The organism is Teredinibacter sp. KSP-S5-2, from assembly GCF_032773895.1.
In the GTDB taxonomy this organism is placed as follows: domain Bacteria; phylum Pseudomonadota; class Gammaproteobacteria; order Pseudomonadales; family Cellvibrionaceae.
In genome coordinates this window covers 4,206,814-4,230,499 of record NZ_CP120416.1, presented here as the reverse complement: position 1 = coordinate 4,230,499, position 23,686 = coordinate 4,206,814, and the positions used below count along the sequence as shown (strand labels likewise).

The window sequence follows — 23,686 nt, the reverse complement described above, 5'->3', positions numbered from 1 at the left end:
CCCATGCTGGCATTGATGGAAGCATTAGCTGACATTCAAGCCTTTGTGGAGTCGGGCGGCCCGATTCTCTATGTGATCGCCGCCTTGGCTTTCGTCATGTGGACCTTAGCTTTTGAACGCTTTTGGTTCTACAAGACCTCTTTGGGCAAAGTTATTAATTCGACATTAGATGTATGGGAAGCAAGAGCTGAACGTAAGTCTTGGAACTCCAAGCAGATTCGTGTGGCACTGATCTCCCGTGTGTCTCAACAGATAAACCAGAACCTCGATGTACTGGGTGTTATGGTGACCTTATGTCCGCTTCTAGGACTGTTGGGTACCGTAACGGGTATGATCGAAGTGTTTAACGTTTTGGCTGTTACCGGTGGTGGTGATGCTAAATCTATGGCTTCTGGTGTATCGAGAGCAACGATTCCAACAATGGCGGGGATGGTTGCAGCGTTGTCGGGTGTATTCGTCACTACGGTTATTGGCCGTATTGCCGAACGCGAGAATCAATTGCTCGAAGACCATTTGACGATGGATCACTAATAAAGTGATCCAACAACTTGGCCTGAATTAAGAGAAAAGACATGAGCAAAAAGAATACTGAAGAAGAAGCAGGCGCGATTGACTTAACGCCAATGCTTGACGTGGTTTTTATCATGTTGATCTTCTTCATCGTTACCGCGTCTTTTGTAAAAGAGCCTGGGGTGGAAATTAACCGCCCCGATGCAACTACGGCAGAAAACGTGAAAACACCAATATTGGTGGCGGTGAATTCTGAAAATGAGATCTGGGTAAACAAAATAGAAGTGGACCCCAGACAAGTTAAAACGCAGATTCAACTTCTATTAGCCGAATCACCTAAGGGTAAAGTGGTTATCCAGGCAGACAAAAAGTCTAACATCAAGACTCTGACTGAAGTAGCTAACGCAGCCCGTGATGCTGGTGTAAGTGAAGTTACCATATCTGCTGAAAACTAGTGGGAATCCTATGAACATTGCAAGATTGTTTTCGTCGATCATTCCTGCGGCAATTGTGACGTCGGGCTTGTTACTGCTTATGCATGTTCTAATCCTGCGTAACATGACTGAGCCGGAAGATGGTCCTGAGTTCAAGATTCCAGAAATCGTGATGCCTGAGAGGGAGATTTCTACGGAATATGATACCAGCAAACCGGAAAAACCTGATGAGCCGGAGGAGCCACCACCTGAGTTACCTGAGCCTGAGTTTGAAAGCCCTAATGTTGATACAGCGTTAGTTGTTGCACCTAAGGTTTCTACAGACATTAAAATTGGTGGTATCGGTGGTTTTTCCAGTGATGGTGAATACCTTCCTATTGTTAAAGTAGCACCAAAATACCCAGCGCGAGCTGCGGCCAAAGGCTTGGAAGGCTACTGTACAGTTGAGTACACCGTGACCAAAACAGGTGAAACTAAAGACATTGAAGTGGTTGATTGTCCGCAGTCTGTATTTGCTAGTGCATCTATTAAAGCTGCACAGAAGTTTAAATATAAGCCTCGGGTTATCGATGGTGAGCCAATTGAAGTGCCTGGTGTTCGCAACCGATTCACTTACGAAATGGCGAAATAAACGGTGGTAAAGCATATGAGATTAGCTTCTAAGATAAAAAAAGGTGCCTATAGCACTTTGGTCGCTGGCTTGCTTTTCACTGGTGCGACAGCGCTGGATCAGTTATTAACTGATGCTGGTTATGAACCTGCTTTTGTGGCTTCTGCTGAAGCTCAGGGAGCCCAAGAGCGGCGCCGTACTCCGGCGATGAGCGAAAAGCTATTTAAACAATTGGCTAAAGTGGCTGAATATGCTTCGCCTCCAGAAGATTCTGGTAAGCAACCTGATTTTCAGTCAGCGTTAAAAGAAGCACGTAAAGTTGAGAAAAACTGTTCCAAGTGTAACGAATATGAGATGGCTCAGATCTACAACTACTATGGTTGGATCTACTACTCTTTGGATGATATGCCCAATGCGATTAAGTACTACAAGAAAGTTGTTGCTCAGTCGCCAAATATATCCATTGGTCTGGAAGTCGCTACACTGGACACAATTGCCAAGTTGAGTTTTTCATTAGATCAGTATCAGGATGCTCTTGATTACCACGATAAGTGGATGAAGCTGGCAACCTTGGTTACTGCAGATGCTTTCGCTTTCCGAGCGCAAGTGTACTACCAAATGAAGAAAAGAAAGGATGCTCTGAACAATATTAATCGCGCTATTAAAATGGTTGAGGACAAAGGTGATATAGCCAAAGAGCCTTACTATAGTTTGCAGCGTGCATTATATATTGAGAAGGAAGACTACAAGCTGGCAACGGCTAACTTGGAAAAAGTAATTCGTCATTACCCTAAAAAGTCTTATTGGATTCAGTTATCTGGTTTGTATGGCTTACTGGAAAAATCTGACCGTCAATTGCATTCCCTGGATACTGCATACCTGATAGGTGCCGTGGACAAAGAGCAGCAGATTATTAATCTTGCATACTTGTTCTTGGGGCAAGAGTATCCTTATCGAGCCGCTAAGGTTCTTGAAAAAGGAATCAAAGACAAGAGAATTAAAGAGACCGAAAAGAACTTGGATCTTCTTGCCCGCTCCTGGAGCCAGGCGAAGGAAACCAAGAAAGCTATTCCTGTCATGTCCAAGGCGGCAGCGATGTCCGAGTCGGGTGATATGTATAGCCAGTTAGCATCTCTTTACCTTGATGACGACGATAGTAAAAATGCTATTGCTGCTGGTAAAAAAGCGCTTGATAAAGGTAAGTTAAAGCGTGAGGGTGAGGTTCATGTAAATATGGGTATTGCCTATATGGACCTTAAAAACTACGGTGCTGCTGTTAAATCCTTTAAGGAAGCAATGAAGGACAAGCGTACTCGTCGTTTCGCAACCAACTGGTTGAGATATGCTGAAAACGAATACACTCGTGACCAGCAACTCAAAAGGGCAAATGGTTAGCAGAAGTTTTTAGCCAACGTATCGTTATAAGGCGGACCTTTTCAGGTCCGTTTTTTGTTTTTAGCTTAAAATCTATTTCTTGTAAGGAATTAGATATTCTATGTTTCGTTACTGAGTGAAGCTTCTTGAGGAAGTCTTCCTGCTTGAAGTAATTATCTAATGGTCTGGTAGGTCCTGCCCTAATACTCTTCCTGTTTTCAGATCTATTGAGTTCCGAGGGAAATAACTCTCTTTGTTGGGCTAATTAAATTTCCTGGTGCTTTTTATTTGAACTTTCTCTTTGTCTTAATTTTGAAGGTTTAGCAGAATACATTTTTTGGTCTGCCTGATGTAAAAGCTCATCTACGGTTTGATTTCGTGTAACACTGGTGTACCCAGCGGTTAACCCAAATTGGTAACGTGATAATTCCGGCTTCAATGTGTTTTCGAGTTGATTTATGCGAAGCTCTGGGTTGGGGTCGTCTAATATAAAAACAAACTCATCTCCACCAAGTCGATACGCTTTTTCCTCGTCAGATAGGAGAGAGCAGACGGCCTTGGATACGCGTACTAAAACATAATCGCCAGCTTCATGGCCGTAGTTATCGTTTACTTGCTTAAAATTATCCAGATCAAGGAAAACCAGCTTTGGATTTTGCATTGAGTACACATCAGGAAAGTCTTCAAAAAAAGCGCGTCTATTTGCAAGTCTAGTGAGTTCATCTGTACGCGAGGCATGTTTAAGCACGTCTATGAGGGTACGTTTCTGACGAACCATATCCATGAATGCCAGGCAAATAAGGAGCACTCCAGCGGTGAGTAGCGCCTCATCCAAATCCATTTGATCGAGCTTTTTGGCCCATGGTGAGGTGTGGATGGAATCAATGATGTCTACAGCAGAGCCGATGCAAAAGAGTACCCACCCTAAAACCGCCAGTTTCCTGTAGGCCCTAAGCCATAGTTCGACAGCCATGCTTAGGGCCATCAATACCCCAAGCATTTCAGTTGCAATATCTATAAATGATGTGAAATAAAAGTGTAAAAAAGTCCAAATTACGAACCCATTTAGCCATATGAAACCGTGGATATATCTTCGTTTGATACTACGTATACTCATTTGTTTTCACGCTACCAGCAACCACACGTCGTTAAGCAAATAAGGGAATGGAATTGTGGTTTGTACTTCTATTTCAGTATCTCTTTTAATGTTAGTTTAATCTGCGACTATTTATAGAGAGGGTCAAGTGTTATCGGAGGTGCTTTTACAAAAGCTTGATTAATTTCCATTTCAAAAATTGATGTATCTTATTTTGAATTTGATTGAATTTTCCTCGTTGGTAGGATGGGGGTGTTGAGGTAAAGACAGCAATACTAGATGCAAAGACTGGGTGATTTTTTTGGGGCCCACTCCCTCAAAGGAGGGGGTGGGCTATATTTACATACTAACCTAGTGGTTCCAGTTTACTCAGATCTCGTACTGCGCCCTTGTCCGCACTGGTTGCCAGACTTGCGTAAGCGCGTAATGCTGCACTTACTTTACGTGGTCTTTCTTTCGCAGGCTTCCAGCCAAGTTGATTCTGTTCGGCCCTTCGTCGAGTCAGCTCTTCTTCGGAGAGCAATACATCAATTGTTCGGTTGGGGATATCGATACGAATCTTATCGCCGTTACGTACTAAGCCGATTGCGCCACCCGATGCTGCTTCCGGTGAAACGTGACCAATGGAAAGCCCGGATGTACCACCGGAAAATCTGCCGTCCGTTAATAGAGCGCAGCTTTTTCCGAGCCCTTTAGATTTGATATAGGAGGTGGGATATAGCATTTCCTGCATGCCTGGGCCACCCTTAGGGCCTTCATAACGAACAATAACGACTGAGCCGGCTTGAACTTTATCAGCCAGGATATCTTGTACCGCTTCATCCTGACTTTCCGTAACGTATGCAGTGCCTTCAAAAACGAGAATAGAATCGTCTACCCCGGCAGTTTTAACAACACAACCGTCTTCGGCGATATTGCCTTTCAGCACGGCTAGCCCACCTTCTTTACTAAACGCATATTCCAGAGAGCGGATACAGCCGTTTTCTCTGTCTCCATCAAGGGTTGGCCAGCGAGTGTCTTGGCTAAAGGCTTCCTGAGTAGGAATCCCTGCCGGACCTGCGCGATAAAACTTATTTACTGCTTCATCGTTGTTTTGCTGAATGTCCCATTTGGCAAGTGCTTCAGCCATGGTACTCGAATGTACCGTCGGAGAATCTGCATGCAATACGCCTGCACGGTTAAGTTCGCCTAGAATGGCCATTATGCCGCCGGCGCGATGTACATCTTCGATGTGATATTTCTGGGTATTTGGTGCGACCTTACAGAGCTGGGGAATTGTACGGCTCATTCTGTCGATGTCTTCCATCGTGAAGTCCACTTCGGCTTCCTGAGCTATCGCGAGCAAATGCAGAATGGTATTGGTTGAGCCGCCCATCGCAATATCAAGTGCCATGGCATTTTCAAAAGCGTGCTTATTTCCTATTGTGCGAGGTAAAGCCGTATCGTCTTCTTGTTCATAGTAACGTTTAGCGAGCTCTACAATCAGGCTCCCCGCGCGTTCGAACAGTTGTCTGCGATCCGCATGTGTAGCCAGGGTAGTGCCGTTGCCAGGTAAACTGAGTCCGAGCGCCTCTGTTAAGCAGTTCATTGAGTTAGCGGTAAACATCCCGGAGCAGGAGCCACAAGTTGGACAGGCGCTACGTTCGATTTCTGCAACGTATTCGTCGGAAGCTTTGTCATCAGCAGCTATCACCATGGCATCGACAAGATCCAGACCGTGGTCCGCCAGTTTGGTTTTACCTGCTTCCATCGGGCCACCAGAAACAAATACGACTGGAATATTGAGTCGCATCGCAGCCATGAGCATTCCCGGGGTAATCTTGTCGCAGTTGGATATACATACCAGAGCATCGGCACAGTGTGCATTGACCATGTATTCCACTGAGTCGGCAATCAGGTCTCGACTGGGGAGGCTGTAGAGCATGCCGTCGTGTCCCATTGCAATACCATCGTCGACGGCGATGGTATTGAACTCTTTTGCGACACCACCGGCTTTTTCTATTTCCCGAGCAACAAGTTGTCCCATGTCTTTCAGATGGACGTGGCCGGGCACAAACTGGGTAAAGGAGTTGGCGACAGCAATAATAGGTTTTTGAAAGTCTTCATCTTTCATTCCGGTAGCGCGCCAAAGTGCTCTTGCACCGGCCATATTTCTACCTGATGTAGTCGTTTTAGAACGATAGTTCGGCATTGCTTTGCTCCAGTTTTACGTAGTGGCGGAAGGATACCAGATTCAAGGAGAATGGTTTAGGGCTTGTCTACCGGAATGAAACCAACTCGCCAGGCTTTGAAAGTCTTACCAGCGTAGGAGCTGTTTAATTTAGCTTGCCGTTATATGAGGGCGGCAGGGTAATGTTTTTCCAGTTGTTTATACAGGAATGCGTAACGTTTGTGTTGTTTGTGGTCAGGGGGAATATTGCCCACTGCTCGCAGGCATTTTCTACACAGTTTTTCGTATTTGTCCTGACAACCGGTTGCTTCTGTGTCGGCCAATATGGCTTGAATAAGGTTTAGGTTAAGGCCAACGTGTTTGGGGTAGGTAAATAATGCTTCTTCAAACACTGAGATAGCCGTTTCGAAATTCTTCTGTTCGTAAGAACCAATACCCTGTTTGGTGAGCTTGGCTGCGACTTGTTTGCCGGTGTCGCTGATAGGTTCGCCAGTGATGCCATCGATAATTTGCATTACTTCTGCGTTGTTCTCGTGACGTGCTGCCAATTGGGCGAGTACTTCGCGAGCTTCATCTTCCTCATCGAGTGCGTGCAATGTACGGGCAAACTCAAGGCTGGTTTCCAAGTTAGGAGCGGAGAGGCCGTTATACAGTTGTTTTGCCTTTTGCGCGGACTCTGCGGCTTTATCCTCTTTGCCTTCACTTAATAACAGTTGGGTTTCAACCATTTGTGCCTGTGCTGTTACTTCAGGGCGGTCTGCATAGCGTTTTCTTGCTCGATCCAAAAACGTATTGGCCTGCTTCAAAATCATTTTTGCATCACTGGTTTGATCGCCTTTGGTGACATCTGCCGCTTTCCGAGCATAGTTAAAATAATCCTGTTCGGACTCATGGCAGGAGTTCAGTCCCCACTTTATGGAATGCTGGTACGACTTTAAGGCGATTTCATCGTCGTGATTTTGCTCTGCCAACTTGGCCAATCGTCTGTGGCGCAAAACCGATTTGGGCGATATCTGGGTCGCCTTTTCCGTTGATTTCTGTGCGAGCTGTGTTTCCTTTTTTTCTAGGTGAAGCTCGGTCAACATGTCGTGAGCCTCAATATAGCGATCATCCTCTGCGATGATTTCGCTCAGCATTTTTTCCGCTGCGTCATATTTCTTCTGTGCCAACAATGTTTTACTCATGCCTAATCTGGCCCACATTACTGGCTTCTTTCCGAGGACGCTTTCATATAGCGCCTGAGCTTCCTTAAGTTGTTTTAGTAGGAAGTGCAGTTGCCCTTTCATTTTCAGGCAGTCTGCGGAATATTTGCTTTGGTTAGCAATCATGTCGTTGCAAAGCTCTAACGCATTCCGATAGTCTCCGTCTGAGATTGCTTTTTTAATAGGAAGTAATGCTTCGTGTCGAACTATGGCTTTGTTGAGCCTGACTTTGAGAGAGGCTTGGGTGTATGGCTTGGTAATATAATCATCCGGCTGACATTCCAGTGCACCCAGTACCATTTCCCGAGATGACTCACCAGTAATCATGACAAAAAGGCTGGTCATGAGAAGCACGCGTAAATAACGAACTTCTTCCAGAATTTGTTGGCCGTCTTTACCTGCCCCCAGGTTGTAGTCACATAGAACTATGTCATAGCGTTTTTTAGAGCAGAGTTTAATTGCTTCCTCACCGTCAGCAGCGGTATCGCAGGACTGTGCGCCGAATGTTTTTAAGGTGCGTGTAAGTGAACCACGGATTTCAGGAAAGTCATCGATAACCAAGCATTTTTTATTGTTATAAATCTTAACAATGTCGATTTGCTTGAGGCCGTCTTCTGCTAAAAGTGGGTTCATTCGGTATGTTCCTGGAGCCAATTGGCTCTGTTTACCTTGATAACCAATGACTCGAATCTTATTACGCGTGCATCTATTGATAGAGTTTAGGCAATAATTACGATATTTGCCGAAATAGGCCAGGAAATAGCTGAACAAGTCTATAGTGAGTGCTTACTATAGACTTGTTTGAATTGGGTTTAGTTAAGGGGTTTGAGGAATACTTTGGATTTGCGTTGGAAGTTGTAAAGGGTTTTTCGCGACACGGGAAGCATGTCAACATGGCTCTCAGTGAACCCCTGCTCGATAAACCAGTGGGCTGTTTGCGTGGTTAATGCATAGAGCTTCTCAATGTGAAGTTTTTGCGCGAGCTTCTCCACGTGGTTGAGCAATTTTGCTGCTCGGCCACCTCGTTGATAATCTTTGTTTACCGCCATGCAGGCAAGCTCGCCTGATGTGCCGTCCTCCAGCGGATATAAAGCGGCGCAGCCGATAATCAAATTATCTTTTTCCATTACAATGAAATGATCAATTTCTGTTTCTAGCCTTTCTCGAGAACGTTTTACTAAAACGCCCTTTTCCTCTAGAGGTTGCATTAGGCTCAGTAAGCCACCCACGTCTTCGATACGTGCTCGCCTGACCGTTTCATAACTGTCCCGATAAACCATCGTGCCGGAACCGTCTAAGGTGAAAAGTTCTTTTATTAGCGCGCCATCTTCCTGTGCGGAGATCACGTGTGCGCGTGCAATACCACCTTCGCAAGCTTTGTGACAGGCGCGTAACGAAAAATAGGTATTGCTTTGATTGTACTGAGCCGTCCCCAAAAGAAATTTTTCACATTGGAGAAGAGTGAGTTCCCGGTATTGAGTGCCCTCTTCGTCAATAATTGGGCCGTCATCGTTATAGGCAATTAATTTATCCGCCTGGAGCGCAAGGGATATTTCGATGGCGACATCAGCAAACGAGAGGTTAAACAGCTCGCCAGTCAAGGAGTAACCAACTGGGGAAACCAGAACAATTTTATTTTGGTTTACGGCATCACGAATACCCTGTGAATCAATGCTTCTAACTTTGCCTGTTAGCTGAAAATCGATTCCATCGATAATGCCCCTTGGTTTAGCGCTGACAAAATTACCACTCAAGGTTCGAATTTTCGAACCGTGTGCGGGTGACCCCGGCAGGCCCGAGGAAAACCCTGCTTCCAACTGGAAACGAGCCTCACCAACGGCTTTGAGAACATCGGTGATATCTTCCCGCGGAGTAATTCGAATACCATTAAAAAATTCGGATTCTTTATTTGAAAGAGCAAGCTGTTTTTCAATTTGAGATCTGGCACCGTGAACGATAACCAACTTAGCGCCGAGACTTTCCATCAGAATCAGATCGCTGATAATGTTTGAAAAGTTTTCGTGCTCAAAACAATCTCCGGGCAACATAATGACAAAGGTCTTGCCTCTATGTCGATTGATATAGGGGGATGAGTGACGAAACCAGCTAACGTAATTTGCGTTTTGGCTATTTTGATTTTGTGACACGCTTAAAACCCGGTAAATATTATGTTGGCAAGAGTATAAGTTTATACCTTTCTAACGGCAAAGAGTGGTGATTAATTGAGAGATAATATTTACCGAAGTAGATATTTGATCCTGTTCGATAAACTCATTGGGTTGGTGAGCCTGATCAATTGATCCTGGCCCCATAACAATGGTCTGCATTCCGAGCTGCTGTAAAAATGGTGCTTCAGTGGCAAAAGCGACAGCATGCGAACTATAACCGGTAAGTTGTTCTGCTACTTTTACCAGTTCGCTGCTTGCCGGTTCCTCATAGGGCTCAACCCCTGGAAATAATTTACTTACGGTGACATTAGTCCCGTCTTGTAACCCGGCCTGGCTAAGTTTTTGATCGATTTCATGGTGTAAATCGTCGAGATTCATGCCGGGCAATGGTCGCAAATCAAATTGGAGTTCGCAGGCGTTACAGATTCGGTTTGGGTTATCTCCGCCATGTACACAGCCAAAATTCAGTGTTGGATAATCAATTTCAAAATGGCTGTTGGTGTACTCTGCACGCAGCTTTTGGCGATAAGCTTTTAGCTCACCTAACACTGTATGCATGGTATCCAGTGCATTGTGCCCCAGGTTTGGGTTGGATGAGTGCCCGGCGAGACCTTGCACACTGACTCTCTCCATCATTATCCCTTTGTGCATGCGCACCGGTTTCATGTTGGTGGGCTCGCCAATAACGGCGTATCGCGCTTGTGGCAAACTGGCTCGAGTTAATGCCCGCGCACCGGACATTGAGGACTCTTCATCAGCGGTGGCTAGGACAATGATTGGCTGTCTTAACTGATGTAATTGGTTTTTAATGGATTCGATTGCAGCGAGCACAACGGGGAAAAAACCTTTCATATCCGTTGTTCCCAAGCCGTAAAAACGGTTGTCCCGGTCACTGAGTTGAAATGGATCCTGTTGCCACTTATCTGGATTGCAGGGCACTGTATCAGTATGCCCTGCCAACACTAAACCACCGGGCCCTTTACCATATGTCGCAATTAAGTTTGCCTTGCCTGGTGCATCTGCGATGTGCTGAATAGTTGCTTTAAACCCCAGGTCGCTTAACCAGTTTCCGAGTAGTTCGATCACCGCTAAATTACTCATGTCTATGCGGTCGTCGGTGCAGCTTACCGATGGTGTAGCGATAAGCTGGTGTAAACGATCTTTAAAAAGCGTTGTGTTGAGCATGGAGCTTTTATTCCTGGGTTGCGTTTAAGTAGAACGTTGACTTCATGACGGTTATTGCATAACCGGAAATGTTAATCCGATTGTCATCCAAGTGTAGTTCCAGGTAGCCCCCACGTTTTGATAATTGCTTTGCAGAAAACGTTTGTTTTCCCATTAAATCGGCATAAAGAGGGGTAATTGCTGTGTATGCCGAGCCGGTAACCGGGTCTTCATTTATACCGTAAGCCGGCGCAAAAAAACGACAGACAAAATCCGTGTCGTCCAATGATGGCGACGGAGCGGTAACGCAAACGCCTCGATAAGGTAACTTGGCTATAGCGGCTAGGTCCGGTTCGAGAATTTCAACTTCGGTGGCATCGTCATAAAAGACAACTAAATCTTCCCAGGCATAGGTTGCTTTGGGGTTGCCGCCTAATATTGAGGGTAAATTGGCTGGTGGCTCTATGGGGTGCGGACGGTTCACCGGGAAATTCAACGTGATTTTGTCGCCATCGTAGGTTGTTGTCAGAATGCCACTTTTGGAGTGAAACTTTATCTGGCCTAGGGGCAAGCCATAGTGGGTGTGTAAAACATGTGCTGTAGCCAGCGTTGCGTGTCCGCACAAATTCACTTCTTTGGTTGGTGTAAACCAGCGAATTCGGTAATCGTCACCTTTTGCTACTATGAAGGTGGTCTCGGACAAATTAATTTCTCCCGCAATGGCTTGCATTACGAGTTCTGGCAACCAATCTTCTAAAAGGCAAACGGCTGCGGGGTTACCCGAAAACACCTGCTGTGAAAAAGCATCAACTTTGTAAATCGTGAGTTCCATATCTTTAATCCGAGCGAATTATTATTAATTGTTGAGTTTGGTTACTTGTTTGCGAGAGTGAAAGAGCTACAATCGGCTTCATGAGTGGTGTGTAAACATCTTACCACCAATAGAAAGAGAGTCACTATGGTAGCGGCAATGGCAGCACAGCGTTCTTTAGATCTCCGTTCTATCATCACGGAGTTACAATCTGATGGTTTTATTTCCCAGGAAGAAGCCAACAGGCTGATGGGAGCGAACCGAACTCCTGAAGAAGCCGCTTTGCACCCTATCACATATGTGGCCAGGCAAAATATCGAAAATCCTAATAACCCCGGCCATCATCTCGACGAAATGATCTTAACGGACTGGATGTCAAATAAGAGTGGTTTACCGCTATATCATATCGACCCCATGAAAGTGCCTGTGGCAAAAGCATCGGAAATAATGTCCTATGCGTTTGCCAAGCGTCATGGGTTGCTATGTGTCAATGTCACAGGTGACGTGGTCACTATTGCAGTTACTCAACCTTTTATGACGGATTGGGAATCACAGCTTGGTCAAACTGTTCGCCAGGAAATCCGAAAAGTTATTGCGCCGCCTTCCGATATTGACCGTTACCGTGTTGAGTTTTATTCATTAGCTAATTCCGTTTCCGGTGCTGTGAGTGGCGGGGGCAATCGACGTTCCGGCGTGACTAATTTTGAGCAGTTGCTTGAGCTGGGGAGTTTAAAAGACCCGGAAGCCAATGATCAGCATATTGTGAATATTGTTGACTGGTTATTACAGTATGCGTTTGATCAGCGCGCCAGTGATATTCATATTGAGCCGCGTCGTGAGTATACGCGCATGCGTTTTCGGATCGATGGTGTTCTGCATAACATTTACGAATTTCCGCCATCGGTGGCAACAGCGATTGTCAGCCGTTTAAAAATTCTTGGTCGAATGAACGTGGCAGAAAAAAGAAAACCGCAGGATGGCCGATTAAAAACGGTGCGTGAAAGTGGCGCGGAAGCGGAATTGCGCTTGTCTACTTTGCCAACGGCATTCGGCGAAAAAATGGTCATGCGAATTTTTGATCCGGATGTTTTATTAAAATCCTTTGAGGATCTTGGCTTAACCGGGGATGATTATTCCCGTTGGCAGACCATGCTGAAAAAACCACATGGAATTGTATTGGTAACCGGCCCGACGGGGTCGGGTAAAACCACAACCTTGTATTCCTCGCTAAAAACGTTAGCAACCGACGAGGTGAATGTCTCCACCATTGAAGACCCAATTGAAATGGTGGAAGACAGCTTTAATCAGACTCAGGTACAACATAATATCGACCTGGATTTTGCTGCCGGTATTCGCACGTTAATGCGGCAGGACCCGGATATTATTATGGTGGGAGAGATTCGTGACCTGGAAACCGCACGTATGGCCGTGCAGGCTGCATTGACCGGACATTTAGTGCTTTCCACTTTACATACCAACGATGCACCTTCTGCTATCAGTCGTCTATTGGATCTTGGCATTCCCAGTTATCTCATTCGTTCGACGGTGATTGGTGTTATGGCCCAGCGACTGCTTCGAACTTTATGCCCATCCTGTAAACAGGAGTCAACGGTGAAAACAGCGGACTGGGATGGACTGGTCAAACCCTGGAAAGTGGCGAAGCCGCAAAAGGTGTTCGAGCCAGTTGGTTGCCTCGAATGCCGCAATACCGGTTATCTTGGTCGACAGGGTATATATGAAATCCTGCCGTTGAGTGAGAGTGTGCAAGGGCTGATGACCGATGATGCGGATTTAATAAAAATTCGCCAACAGGCAATGCGTGAGGGAATGAGAACTTTGCGTTTGAGTGGTGCGCAAAAAGTAGCTGCAGGAAAAACAACGGTATCGGAGGTGATGCGCGTTGCACCACCCCCGGAAGCCAGTTAAAGCTTAAGGCGAATGCCTGAGTTACTCAGCACGCTGCCTATCAACATAATGACAATGGTGAACGCTATCGACCAGGCAGCGCCTAACCATCCTCCGCTGAAAAATTCTGGCCTAACCGGAATATTTATCAGGTTTAAAAAAGCAATCACAATAAAGGGAATGATATAAATTAACAGGGAGTTATTCGCTGCAGGGTCGAACAAAAACGTCCAGCCTTTTATCTGCTTCACTTCAATGAGCCATTGCAAGAACAAGAAGCTGATGATGCAGAAAAACAGACTGAACAAGCCCCATGAGGGGGTTCCCCATATTTTTGATATGGGTGAGACTTGCCAGAATATGCATGCAAAGACAAACGTAACCGCGGCAAATATCAGCGTGTTGGTTAAGTAATTCTGTCTCAACTCTTTATGATAAATAAGTTGAGACATCATTGCGCCCATTAGCACCATGCCTGCGTGGGTAGTATTTCGACGGTTTTCATATAGCCAGTCCAGCATGACATTGCTATTTCCCGCTCCAATCGAATCCAGAAGCACAAATAAGGCAAAATAAACCAGCGCCGCTATGGCAAGAAACCTTAAGCGTTGGGTAACCAGATAGACTGGGAGGGCTAAAACATACGCCCAACCTATTTGCCCAATAATGCCCCACCATTGGGTTGTCATACCCTGACCATCCACGCCCTCGTAAATCCACCAAAGAGCTATGAGCCCTGCAATTCCCAAGCCTTGCAACGCAAGCTTTATATTGGGTTGCATGGTTTTAGGGTAGTGGCACCAGACAAGGAAAAAGCACAGGTACATGAGCAACGACCAAGCGGAGATAGGAAGCAGCATTTTTTCTGCATCCCAGCCCCAATAGGTGTTCACCATGAAAAAGCCAATAAGCATTAAACTGGCTCCCCGAATTAGGCTGTGTACCAGCACACCCGAGGTGCTTGCTCCCCGGGAAAACCGGATTTGCGTTGCAAACGGAATAGCCATACCTACGATAAATAGAAATGCCGGATAAACAACATCAGTGAAGGTCATGGTATCTGCGTCTGCCGCCGCGTGTCTTATCCAGGCGGGCATGCCTTTGGCGCTACTGACATTGTTGACGAAGATCATAACGAAGATTGTTATTCCTCGAAAAATATCAATAGGCAGTATTCTTTGATTAGGAAAAGCGTCCGTATTCATAACGTGTACATTACTATGATTCTTGAAAAATTATCTGCGAGTAAATATCGCTTAATTATAGAGGTTAATCTTCTCAGTATATTGCAGTATTAGCACCTGCTAAGTGTTTTATCTGATAGTTTAGTATGCGCATTGGGTGGCGAATGCAACAAATGATCAAATCTAAAATAGATTCATATGTTTAGCATGAAAAATATGTGGTTTTTGTTAAAAGGTTTTGTTGTTTGCTTTGTTTTTCTTATGCTGTTTTCTTGTTCGACTTTGCCGCCGAGACATAGCCTTAAAGAACATATGGATTATGTTGCTTTGCATCGGGAATTAGTTGAGTTTTGTCGTGAGCAAGAAGCGTTTATTCTCCAAAACGGTAGGCCGTTAACTTCGTTTGAGAGAAAAGTTGCAGAAAAAATAGGCGTACAACATCCTGAGAAGGTGCGAATTGTTCGTTCCAGAGTACTACCGAAGTTTACCGGTGAGTACCTCTCTGTCTGGGCGGAAAAACACCACTTTCATGCTCAATCAACTGCAGCTTTTACATTTGGTTACGGCATTATTATTCGAAAGAAATACTCGGCAAGTAAACCGTTACTGGCTCATGAACTCACCCACATTCGTCAGGCAGAAGGGCTTGGGCTAGAAGTGTATCTGAGTCAATACATACAGCAGTTGAAAGACATCGGGTACTTTAAAGCGCCTTTTGAGCAGGAAGCGAGAGTTGTTAGCGAAAACTATTATCGGTTGATGTTCCACGATATTTAACATTTCACTGTTTGCCGGGAATCTGGGATTAAGGGAAAGAACTTTCAGGTTGATAGAGGGAAATGCCGATGGTTGCCAGAAGCTGATTAAAAAATGCCGTTTCGCGCAAAGCCTGATAACGGGGATCCACGTTTATCCAGAGTACTTCAAAATGACGCTGCTCGACCGCGAGCTTGAGCTGATCCATAGCTGCCTGTTCTTCACCTATAGCAAGTGCGTAACGGGCAAGAGACAGGGGAGGTTCATACTGCCCAATGTTTAGGTGAAGAGTGTCGTCGAATGCCAGCCATTGATAAATAGCTGTGATACCTGAGTTACCCGCTTGGTTTTTTAGTTCTGCCAATATTTCTTTAGGGTAACCTGCATGTTCCATAATCCACAGAAGTTCGCTGATCGCCGCATCTTCCTGATTGGTGAGTTCATAAAGTGATTGTAAGGAAACATGGTAATAAAAATCGTCAGGTGTAATTTCCTCTAGTATTTTCAATGCCTGAAAAGCTTTGTTATAAGCTCCACTCATCGTATAAATCCAGGCCGATGAAGTTTCGTGAAACGCTTTTGGTTCGCGGTCAATATAGGCTTGAGTATATTTTTCTGCCTCTTCAAACATACCAAATGCCAGCAGAAACTGAGCATAGGTACTTTCTGCGTGACTGTATCCAAGAGCCTGTTGGTAGTGTTGTTCCGCCTTCTGGAAATTCCAGTCCCAAAGGAAATAAATACCGGCGATTGTTAAATGTGCGGATTTATTTCGAGAGTCCAGTGAGAGTGCTTTTTGGGATAACTCTCGAATCTGCTTTATCTGGGCCGCATCTTTGCTACGAAGTGCCGGGTAGAGTTTTTGCTCTGCAATCAGCGCGTATGCTGGTGCGTAGTCCGGCTGCTGCTGAATAATATCTTGTAATATCTGAAATGCCTGCTGTGTATCTCCGTTTTCGCTAGCCAGCAAATATCTGGCATGTTGAAAACGTTGGGTGATAGTTGATGTGACTTCCTGTGTGGTTGGTTGATCGAACCAACTAAGCATCACTATTAAGGCAAGTGTGCAGGTGGTAGCGAATAAAGCGATCAGGGCTTTAATATTTAGGTTTATTTTTTGTTGATTGGGTTCTGTAGAAGAATTTGGTATGGATGTCTCATTGGCAATGAATCGATAACCAACACCGGGAAGGGTTTTTATGTACCTAGGGTTGCGGTAGTTGTCGTTTAACGCTTTTCGTAGATGTGTGATACACACATAGAGAGCATCTTCACTTGCCAGTCGGTCCTTCCAAATCGATGACAGTAGTTCATCTTTGGGAATGTCCTCTCCTGCGTGAAGAATAAAATAGTGCAAAACCTGGCATTGACGATTCTCCAGCTGAATAGCTTTTTCCGAGCTGGATAGGGTATTGGTGTTTAAGTCGAGCACCCATTCGTCGAAATAAAGCCTACTGTCTTTTTGCATATAATTTTTTTACATGGGGCTATGAGTTAAAGTTGCTCGATAGTAAAAAAGTCTGTACCTATTAGATAATGACCACCTCTATCCGAGGTGGTTTTGAAATGGCAAATAAAAGTTAAATTAAAATAATACCCGACAGCGAATCGTTCCCGGAATCGATTTTAGATGCTTAAGTGCAACATCACTGTACTCGGAGTTGATGTCCACCACAACGTAGCCGACCTTGTTATTTGTTTGTAAATACTGGCCGGTGATGTTGATGTTGCTTTCAGACAAAACCTGGTTTATTGCCGTTAGAATTCCGGGTTGGTTAGTGTGCACGTGCAATAAACGATGTGAGCCTTTGTGAGAAGGTAACGCAACCTCCGGAAAATTAACGGAAGAGGTGGTTGTCCCGTTATCTGAATATTTAATTAACTTCTCGGTAACCTCGAGACCGATATTTTCCTGCGCCTCAACCGTTGAGCCACCGATATGTGGGGTAAGTATTGCGTTGTCAAAGCCGCGCAAAGGGCTGACAAATTCATCGTTATTACCTTTCGGTTCTACGGGGAAGACGTCAATTGCCGTTCCAGAAAGGTGACCGCTTTTCAATGCTGAGGCTAATGGATCAATATCAATGACAGTGCCTCGAGACGCGTTAATTAAAATCGCCCCTTTTTTCATTTTTGCAATTTCTTCTGCGCCGATTAAATTTTGAGTATCATCTGTCTCGGGCACGTGTAAGCTTACAATATCGGATTTGGCGAGAAGTTCGTCCAGAGTATTACACTGACTGGCATTGCCGAGGGGTAACTTGGTAATAATGTCATAAAAGATAACATTCATTCCCAATGCTTCAGCCATAACACTGACTTGACTACCAATCGAACCGTAACCAATTAAGCCGATTGTTTTGCCTCGTATTTCGTATGAGCCATCAGCAGATTTATTCCATTCACCCCGGTGACAGCCTGCATTTCTTTCTGGTATGCCTCTGAGAAGTAGAATGGTTTCGGCAATAACCAGCTCGGCGACGCTGCGGGTATTGGAGTAGGGGGCATTAAATACTGCAACACCGTATTCCTGTGCTGCCTCCAGGTCGACTTGGTTGGTACCAATGCAGAAACAACCAACGGCAATCAGTTTTGGGGCATTTTCAAATATTTTGCGGGTGAGTTGTGTTCGAGATCGAAGTCCCACAAAGTGAGCGTCTTTAATTTTTTCGATCAGCGCATCGTCGGTTAACGCTGTTTTAAGATAATCAATGTTGGTGTAACCCGCATTTTTTAAGCTTTCTACAGCGGATTGGTGTACCCCTTCCAGTAGGACAAATTTGATTTTACTTTTTTCAAGGGAAGTAGTAACAGCTTCAGACATAGATACAACCTGATTGGTAATTTAACGTGTGTAAGTTACGACGCCAGTAGACGTGCCCAGCAATAGAACATCTGCGGGTCTTTGGGCAAAGATGCCGTTGGTGACAACCCCTACGATATGATTAGTGTGTTGCTCGATGGCAACGGGGTCTGTAATAGTTAAACCGTGTACATCAAGGATGATGTTGCCGTTGTCGGTAACAAAGCCTTCTCGGTGTTTCGGCGTGCCGCCGAGCCTCTCCAGCTGTTCTGCAACATAAGTTTTGGCCATCGGGATGACCTCCACTGGTAGAGGGAAGTTTCCTAATGTGTTCACCCATTTGCTTTCGTCGGCAATGCAGATGAATTTTTCGGCGCAGGCCGCAACAATTTTTTCACGGGTAAGGGCACCACCGCCGCCTTTGATCAGGGCCAGTTCTGGAGTGGTTTCATCTGCTCCGTCAATGTAAAAACCGAGATGGGAATACTGGTTTAAGTCGAACACTTTGATGCCGTGTTTGGTCAGCCTGTCTGCTGAAGCCTTTGAGCTGGAAACGGTTCCGTAGAACTTATCCTGGTGTTCTGCCAGTAGGTCTATGAATAAGTCAGCGGTTGAGCCGGTGCCGATGCCGAGAACGGTGTCTGGTGTCAGGTCTGGAACAATTAAATCTATCGCAGCCTGTGCGGAAGCCCGCTTCTGATCGTCTTGGTTCATTGGATGTACCACATCTTGGTTTTACTGGTGAGAAGGTCGCTATTCTACGTGAGTTGGCCCGATAAAGGGATAGTCAGGGCGTCCTCCTTTGGTAGTAAAGCCTATTTATAGATAATTGTTATAGTTTGACAGAGTTATTGGGGAAACTTGTGTAAAATTGGGGCGTCCTTAAATTCACAACTATTTTTAGAAGCTCATGCCCCAGTCCTACGTTAAGCGCATCTTAAATGCACGCATCTATGATCTTGCGGTAGAAACACCGTTAGAAGACATGCCTCTTATCTCCGATCGAACCAAGAATAACGTGATTATTAAGCGTGAAGACTTGCAGCCGGTGTTTTCATTTAAAGTTCGGGGCGCGTACAACTGTTTATTGCAGCTTACCGACGAGCAGAGGAAAGGCGGGGTGATTGCTGCATCAGCGGGGAATCATGCGCAAGGTTTGGCCTTATCGGCTAAACATCTTGGGGTGAATGCCACCATCGTGATGCCCCGAACCACGCCAATGATTAAAGTTGAAGCAGTTAAGCGCAGGGGAGCGAAAGTGGTGCTTCATGGTGATACTTATGATGAGGCCTCTGAGCACGCGCATAGTTTGGTTGAAGAAAAGGGAATGACGTATATCCCTCCTTACGACCACCCTGATGTCATCGCCGGGCAGGGAACCGTTGCTATGGAGTTACTCCGCCAGCATTCTGGGCCAATTGATGCCGTGTTTATTCCTGTTGGCGGGGGCGGTCTCTGCGCGGGTATGGCGGCGTACATCAAATATGTGAGGCCGGAAGTCAAGGTCTATGCGGTTGAGCCTGAAGATGCGGCGTGCCTTAAACTGGCGATGGACAGAAAGCGTCGAGCGGTGTTACCTCAGGTGGGTATTTTTGCTGATGGAGTTGCTGTTGCGCAGATTGGTAAAGAAACATATCGCGTTTTGAAAGACACAATTGATGGCGTGATTACCTGTAGTGCGGATGAGATGTGTGCTGCCATTAAAGACATTTTCGAAGATACCCGCTCTATCGCGGAGCCGGCTGGCGCGCTGTCGCTGGCAGGCTTGAAAAAATATGTTGCGGAAAACGGCGTTGAAGGGCAAACGCTGGTGACCATTAACAGTGGTGCAAACACGAATTTTGATCGTCTACGTTACATCTCGGAACAGACAGAAATCGGTGAGCAGAGAGAAGCCATTTTTGCTGTCACTATTCCTGAAGAACCTGGCAGTTACAAAAAATTCTGCAGTTTGCTTGGTAAGCGTTCTATTACTGAGTTTAACTACCGTTACGCTGATAATCGGGATGCGCATATTTTTGTTGGTATGCAGATTTTGCCGGGTGGTAATGATCGACAGGAGATTGTTGAGAAGTTGCAAAAGCACGGTTATGACGTGGTGGATATGACGGACAACGACATCGCCAAACTGCATATACGCCATATGGTCGGCGGTCATGCACCACAAGTGGAAAATGAAATTGTTTATCGGTTTGAGTTCCCTGAGCGTCCAGGAGCTTTGTTGCAATTTCTCACGAAATTAGCCGGGCGTTGGAATATCTCTATGTTCCACTACCGTAATCACGGATCTGCTTATGGTCGCGTTCTGGTAGGTATGCAAGTGCCATCTAAGGAAAGGAAGCAGTTGGAAGCTTTGTTGAGCGAACTCAATTACGGCTACTCGGATGAAACGGATAATCCAGCTTATCAGTATTTCTTATCGTAGACTGAGCAAATTTTAGGCTGGGTATTTGTTGGAGGGCGGTTGGGTCATAAACCGCGCTCCAGGCTAACTTAAAGCTTTTGCGTTCATCAAGAATGCTCAGATCTTAAAATAACAATAAATAAAAGATTTATGACCTATTTTGCACTGTTGTTTGGTATCACCAAAAGCTTGTATATGTTGGGCACTGTGCAGTGCCTGATACTTGCCTTGTTTCTGTTCTTAAGCAAACGTAATACCTATGCCAATAGAATATTGGCGGCATGGGTTTTGTTGTTTGCATTTGAGTTAACACAAATTGTTGTGATGATGCTGGGAATGCGAGAGACCAATTTTTACGTGTCTTTTGATTCTTTGTACGGCGTATTATTTTTCTTTTATCTTCGTAGTTTTTCTTATGGTAAAGGGTTTGCAAAGACGGACTTGTTGCATTTCATTCTGCCATGTCTTTGTTTTATTTATTTGTTTATGACCAACGACAATGTTGGGGCGTACGTGGGTTTAGGCTACGCTATTTTTAATTTTCTGTATTTGAGACGCTATAGAAAAAGAATGAAAAGCCAGCTTTCGGATGTTGATCGAATCAATATTCGTTGGCTATATGGTATGACAGTTTATCAACTTGTTATGTGGTTGGGGGTGTTGGCCATTGTCAGTTTTATGTTTATCTTCTCTCCACCGTGGAATTGGTTTTTGCCCACCCTATCCTATATCCCCGCGACCATCTGGATCTTCTTATTGGCCTATTTGGGCTTGGCTCAACCTAAGGTATTTGTTGTTCATGAAGTGGAAATTAACCACACCCAGCCTGCTGAACATCATGATGTTGATGAGCGCTTAAAGCTGCGACTACTTTCAGTGATGGATGAAAAACAATTGTATCTCGATGGAAACTTGACCCTATCGGATTTAGCTCAACAACTGGGTTCCAGCGCGCACGAAGTTTCCCATGTTATCAATCAGGCGTTTGATAAAAACTTCTGTGACTTTATTAACGGCTACCGAGTTAAGGAAGCGGAACAGCGCTTGCGAAGGTCTTCCGATAAAATTATTTCTATTGCATATGATTCGGGCTTTAACAGTAAGTCCAGTTTTAACCATGTATTTAAACAAATGACTCAGCACACGCCGAGTGAATATCGGAAAAAATTTGCAGAGCTTGGGCAGAGAGTGGAAACTCTGCCCGCAGAATAACTTAGAGTTCGGCTAAGTCGCTTTCCTTTATAATAATTTCCAATCCGAAAAGGTTGTAGTAGAGCATATTTTCACCAGCAGCGTACCCGGGTTCACCGTTGATAATCGCAGTGAATAAGTTCGCCATACGTGTTAATGCTTGCCCATCGGCAAATGGGATAGAGTGATTAGGTAATATTCTGGCGACTTTATCCTGCAGTGCGGCAAGTTTTTGCGCTGATTGGTTATAGACTTTTAAATTTGATTCCGGCAAATGAGCAAATAGAACTGACTCATAAAACACGTCGCCGGTGTACATTAATTTTCTTTCTTCATCCAGTAACACGATGGAGTCGGGTGAATGGCCGGGTGCGGTAATCACTTCCAGTTCAACGCTGCCGAGATTAATTTTTGTTTTGTCTCTTAGGTAGATGTCAACGTGATAAGGTTTGATGTGGTAGTCGGGCCCAACATCTTTGTAGTACGGGCCGTATGCACGTTTAAGAAATTCGATCAGGTCTAGATTGTTTAAACCTTGTTGGCCAATTCGGGTGTATTCATCGTCTGCGGCCATAATAAAAGGAAAATCAGTGTTCGAGGCGACGTGATCGTAATGCCAGTGGGAGTTTACAAGTAGCAGTGGTTTGTCTGTCAATTGGTCAATGATTTGCCTAATGTTGCCCAGGCCCAAACCGGAATCGAATAACAACGCTTGTTTGGTACCCACTATTAAGTACGCGTTGACGTTTTCAAATTCAACTTCTGTGAATTTTTCATTAATGGTATAGATGCCTGGGAAATTACGATATACCTCAATATTCAGGTCGTTTTCCGGTACTTTGACAAAGGGGGTTAAGTCGGAGCCGGAGGTCAATGGTAGAGGAAGAGTTTTGTCTGATTCTATCAGGCAGGCTTCATTAACCAGTTTCCAGGGACCATACTCGTTATCGGCATTTGGTCGATGGTTTTTTATCCACCACTTGGCTTCGAACGACTTGCCTGCGTATTGAATAACATCGCCTTGGGTGTAGACCAGCTCTGAATCCCAGTAAGGGACGGTTTCGCAGGTGTCTTCGATAGCAGCATGGCCATAAAGCCCAAAACCGCTGAGTAGTGCGACGCCCATTGTCTTTATTAATATTGTTTTCATGTTCATCGATTCCTATTTGGAAAAAGGATAGGTGGATCGACAAACTAGGATTTTGGGTTGAAATAAGCGTCCAGATTTATGAATCAGGACTTCTTTGTCCGGAAAAAGTGGATTTCGGCACAATAATTAGCATAACAAATCTGTCGGATGCCTCTATTTTGAGTTGGGCACTAATACTGTGGCGAACGCATTGGTTAATGCCTGTCAGGAATATCTAAATAACTAATAATTATTAATGAGGAATGGGAAAGGGCTTCTATGAAAGTAGTTTGATGTGTGTGAAAAAGAGCCCCGAATTTCTTCCAGGACGCCCTATCTCGGATTTTCACACTTTTGTCGCCAAAAACTCATATTTTTCATGCGCCGGACTTCACACTTTGGTGTGAGTGTTTACTATATCTGTGATGGCCGTAGCACTTGCATTAAAAGGTGTCTGGAAATGAGACTGGGGTAGCATAAGCTAATAAGTATAGACACATTTTTGTGATGTGTATTTGAAATTTGGCATGTAAATAGGTATAAATTCAGCTCCGGTTATAACAATAAAAAATGTAAACGGGCGAAGAGGCATTAGCTATGAAAACTGATGTATTAACTCTAGCTGCTCTGGTGTTTGTTGTAGGGCTATTAGCGAGTGGGTTAGGGCTCACAGATGTCTTTGATAAAGACCCTGTTCCTCCTGCCGCGTTACAACAGGGTGTTGCTACACGCTAGAAACTGTTACTGCGGGGGCAGGATGCCTTCGCAAGTCGAT

Annotated in this window: 20 protein-coding genes; 9 read left to right on the top strand and 11 right to left on the bottom strand. The window is 45.0% G+C overall.

What is annotated here, in order from left to right; all coding sequences use genetic code 11:
* Positions 1–3 precede the first annotated feature (3 nt).
* From P5V12_RS17970 to P5V12_RS17955, 4 genes are read left to right on the top strand one after another with little or no spacing between them, the layout of a single operon-like run.
* On the top strand, positions 4–531 hold the full coding sequence (locus P5V12_RS17970) for a MotA/TolQ/ExbB proton channel family protein (RefSeq protein ID WP_316954479.1): 528 nt from the start codon (positions 4–6) through the stop codon (positions 529–531).
* Between the two features lie 41 nt (positions 532–572).
* Positions 573–965, top strand: a complete 393-nt coding sequence (locus P5V12_RS17965; RefSeq protein ID WP_316954478.1) for a biopolymer transporter ExbD — start codon at positions 573–575, stop codon at positions 963–965.
* Positions 966–975: 10 nt separating this feature from the next.
* Positions 976–1,575, top strand: coding sequence for an energy transducer TonB (locus P5V12_RS17960; RefSeq protein ID WP_316954477.1), 600 nt, complete (start codon positions 976–978; stop codon positions 1,573–1,575).
* A gap of 15 nt (positions 1,576–1,590) precedes the next feature.
* Positions 1,591–2,949: a tetratricopeptide repeat protein gene (locus tag P5V12_RS17955; protein ID WP_316954476.1), complete on the top strand. Its 1,359-nt coding sequence runs from the start codon at positions 1,591–1,593 to the stop codon at positions 2,947–2,949.
* Positions 2,950–3,193: 244 nt separating this feature from the next.
* On the opposite strand, the gene P5V12_RS17950 is transcribed toward P5V12_RS17955, so the two are convergent.
* The 6 genes from P5V12_RS17950 to P5V12_RS17925 all read right to left on the bottom strand — a co-directional run bounded on the left by P5V12_RS17950 (position 3,194) and on the right by P5V12_RS17925 (position 11,560).
* The gene (locus tag P5V12_RS17950) at positions 3,194–3,913 is read right to left on the bottom strand and encodes a GGDEF domain-containing protein (RefSeq protein ID WP_316954475.1); all 720 of its coding nucleotides are present in this window, start codon (positions 3,911–3,913) and stop codon (positions 3,194–3,196) included.
* A 457-nt stretch (positions 3,914–4,370) separates the two neighbouring features.
* The gene (gene ilvD / locus P5V12_RS17945; protein ID WP_316954474.1) at positions 4,371–6,215 is read right to left on the bottom strand and encodes a dihydroxy-acid dehydratase; all 1,845 of its coding nucleotides are present in this window, start codon (positions 6,213–6,215) and stop codon (positions 4,371–4,373) included.
* A gap of 140 nt (positions 6,216–6,355) precedes the next feature.
* Positions 6,356–8,029: a tetratricopeptide repeat protein gene (locus P5V12_RS17940; RefSeq protein WP_316954473.1), complete on the bottom strand. Its 1,674-nt coding sequence runs from the start codon at positions 8,027–8,029 to the stop codon at positions 6,356–6,358.
* A 179-nt stretch (positions 8,030–8,208) separates the two neighbouring features.
* Positions 8,209–9,543, bottom strand: coding sequence for an amino-acid N-acetyltransferase (gene argA, locus P5V12_RS17935; protein ID WP_316954472.1), 1,335 nt, complete (start codon positions 9,541–9,543; stop codon positions 8,209–8,211).
* Between the two features lie 51 nt (positions 9,544–9,594).
* Positions 9,595–10,749: an acetylornithine deacetylase gene (argE, locus tag P5V12_RS17930; RefSeq protein WP_316954471.1), complete on the bottom strand. Its 1,155-nt coding sequence runs from the start codon at positions 10,747–10,749 to the stop codon at positions 9,595–9,597.
* 7 nt (positions 10,750–10,756) lie between these two features.
* A complete protein-coding gene (locus tag P5V12_RS17925) occupies positions 10,757–11,560 on the bottom strand; it encodes a PhzF family phenazine biosynthesis protein (RefSeq protein WP_316954470.1) in 804 nt (267 codons plus the stop codon).
* 126 nt (positions 11,561–11,686) lie between these two features.
* Here P5V12_RS17925 and P5V12_RS17920 point away from each other — a divergent pair, with 126 nt between their 5' ends.
* The gene (locus tag P5V12_RS17920) at positions 11,687–13,465 is read left to right on the top strand and encodes a GspE/PulE family protein (protein WP_316954469.1); all 1,779 of its coding nucleotides are present in this window, start codon (positions 11,687–11,689) and stop codon (positions 13,463–13,465) included.
* On the opposite strand, the gene P5V12_RS17915 is transcribed toward P5V12_RS17920, so the two are convergent.
* Entirely contained in the window at positions 13,462–14,649 is a 1,188-nt protein-coding gene (locus P5V12_RS17915) for a DUF5009 domain-containing protein (protein WP_316954468.1), read from the bottom strand. The genes P5V12_RS17920 and P5V12_RS17915 overlap by 4 nt on opposite strands.
* A gap of 291 nt (positions 14,650–14,940) precedes the next feature.
* Between P5V12_RS17915 and P5V12_RS17910 the strand changes: the two genes are divergently transcribed.
* A complete protein-coding gene (locus P5V12_RS17910) occupies positions 14,941–15,405 on the top strand; it encodes a DUF4157 domain-containing protein (RefSeq protein WP_316954467.1) in 465 nt (154 codons plus the stop codon).
* Positions 15,406–15,433: 28 nt separating this feature from the next.
* Here the strand turns inward: P5V12_RS17910 and P5V12_RS17905 are convergent, their stop codons facing one another.
* The 3 genes from P5V12_RS17905 to rpiA all read right to left on the bottom strand — a co-directional run bounded on the left by P5V12_RS17905 (position 15,434) and on the right by rpiA (position 18,901).
* The gene (locus tag P5V12_RS17905) at positions 15,434–16,852 is read right to left on the bottom strand and encodes a winged helix-turn-helix domain-containing protein (protein ID WP_316954466.1); all 1,419 of its coding nucleotides are present in this window, start codon (positions 16,850–16,852) and stop codon (positions 15,434–15,436) included.
* A 117-nt stretch (positions 16,853–16,969) separates the two neighbouring features.
* A complete protein-coding gene (serA, locus tag P5V12_RS17900; protein ID WP_316954465.1) occupies positions 16,970–18,208 on the bottom strand; it encodes a phosphoglycerate dehydrogenase in 1,239 nt (412 codons plus the stop codon).
* Positions 18,209–18,229: 21 nt separating this feature from the next.
* Positions 18,230–18,901 (bottom strand): ribose-5-phosphate isomerase RpiA, encoded by a 672-nt coding sequence (gene rpiA, locus P5V12_RS17895; RefSeq protein WP_316954464.1) that lies wholly within the window; start codon positions 18,899–18,901, stop codon positions 18,230–18,232.
* Positions 18,902–19,097: 196 nt separating this feature from the next.
* Here rpiA and ilvA point away from each other — a divergent pair, with 196 nt between their 5' ends.
* Entirely contained in the window at positions 19,098–20,612 is a 1,515-nt protein-coding gene (gene ilvA, locus P5V12_RS17890; protein ID WP_316954463.1) for a threonine ammonia-lyase, biosynthetic, read from the top strand.
* A gap of 129 nt (positions 20,613–20,741) precedes the next feature.
* A complete protein-coding gene (locus P5V12_RS17885; protein WP_316954462.1) occupies positions 20,742–21,803 on the top strand; it encodes an AraC family transcriptional regulator in 1,062 nt (353 codons plus the stop codon).
* Position 21,804: 1 nt separating this feature from the next.
* Here the strand turns inward: P5V12_RS17885 and P5V12_RS17880 are convergent, their stop codons facing one another.
* Positions 21,805–22,932, bottom strand: coding sequence for an MBL fold metallo-hydrolase (locus tag P5V12_RS17880; RefSeq protein ID WP_316954461.1), 1,128 nt, complete (start codon positions 22,930–22,932; stop codon positions 21,805–21,807).
* A 576-nt stretch (positions 22,933–23,508) separates the two neighbouring features.
* Here P5V12_RS17880 and P5V12_RS17875 point away from each other — a divergent pair.
* On the top strand, positions 23,509–23,646 hold the full coding sequence (locus P5V12_RS17875; protein WP_316954460.1) for a hypothetical protein: 138 nt from the start codon (positions 23,509–23,511) through the stop codon (positions 23,644–23,646).
* Positions 23,647–23,686: the final 40 nt, after the last annotated feature.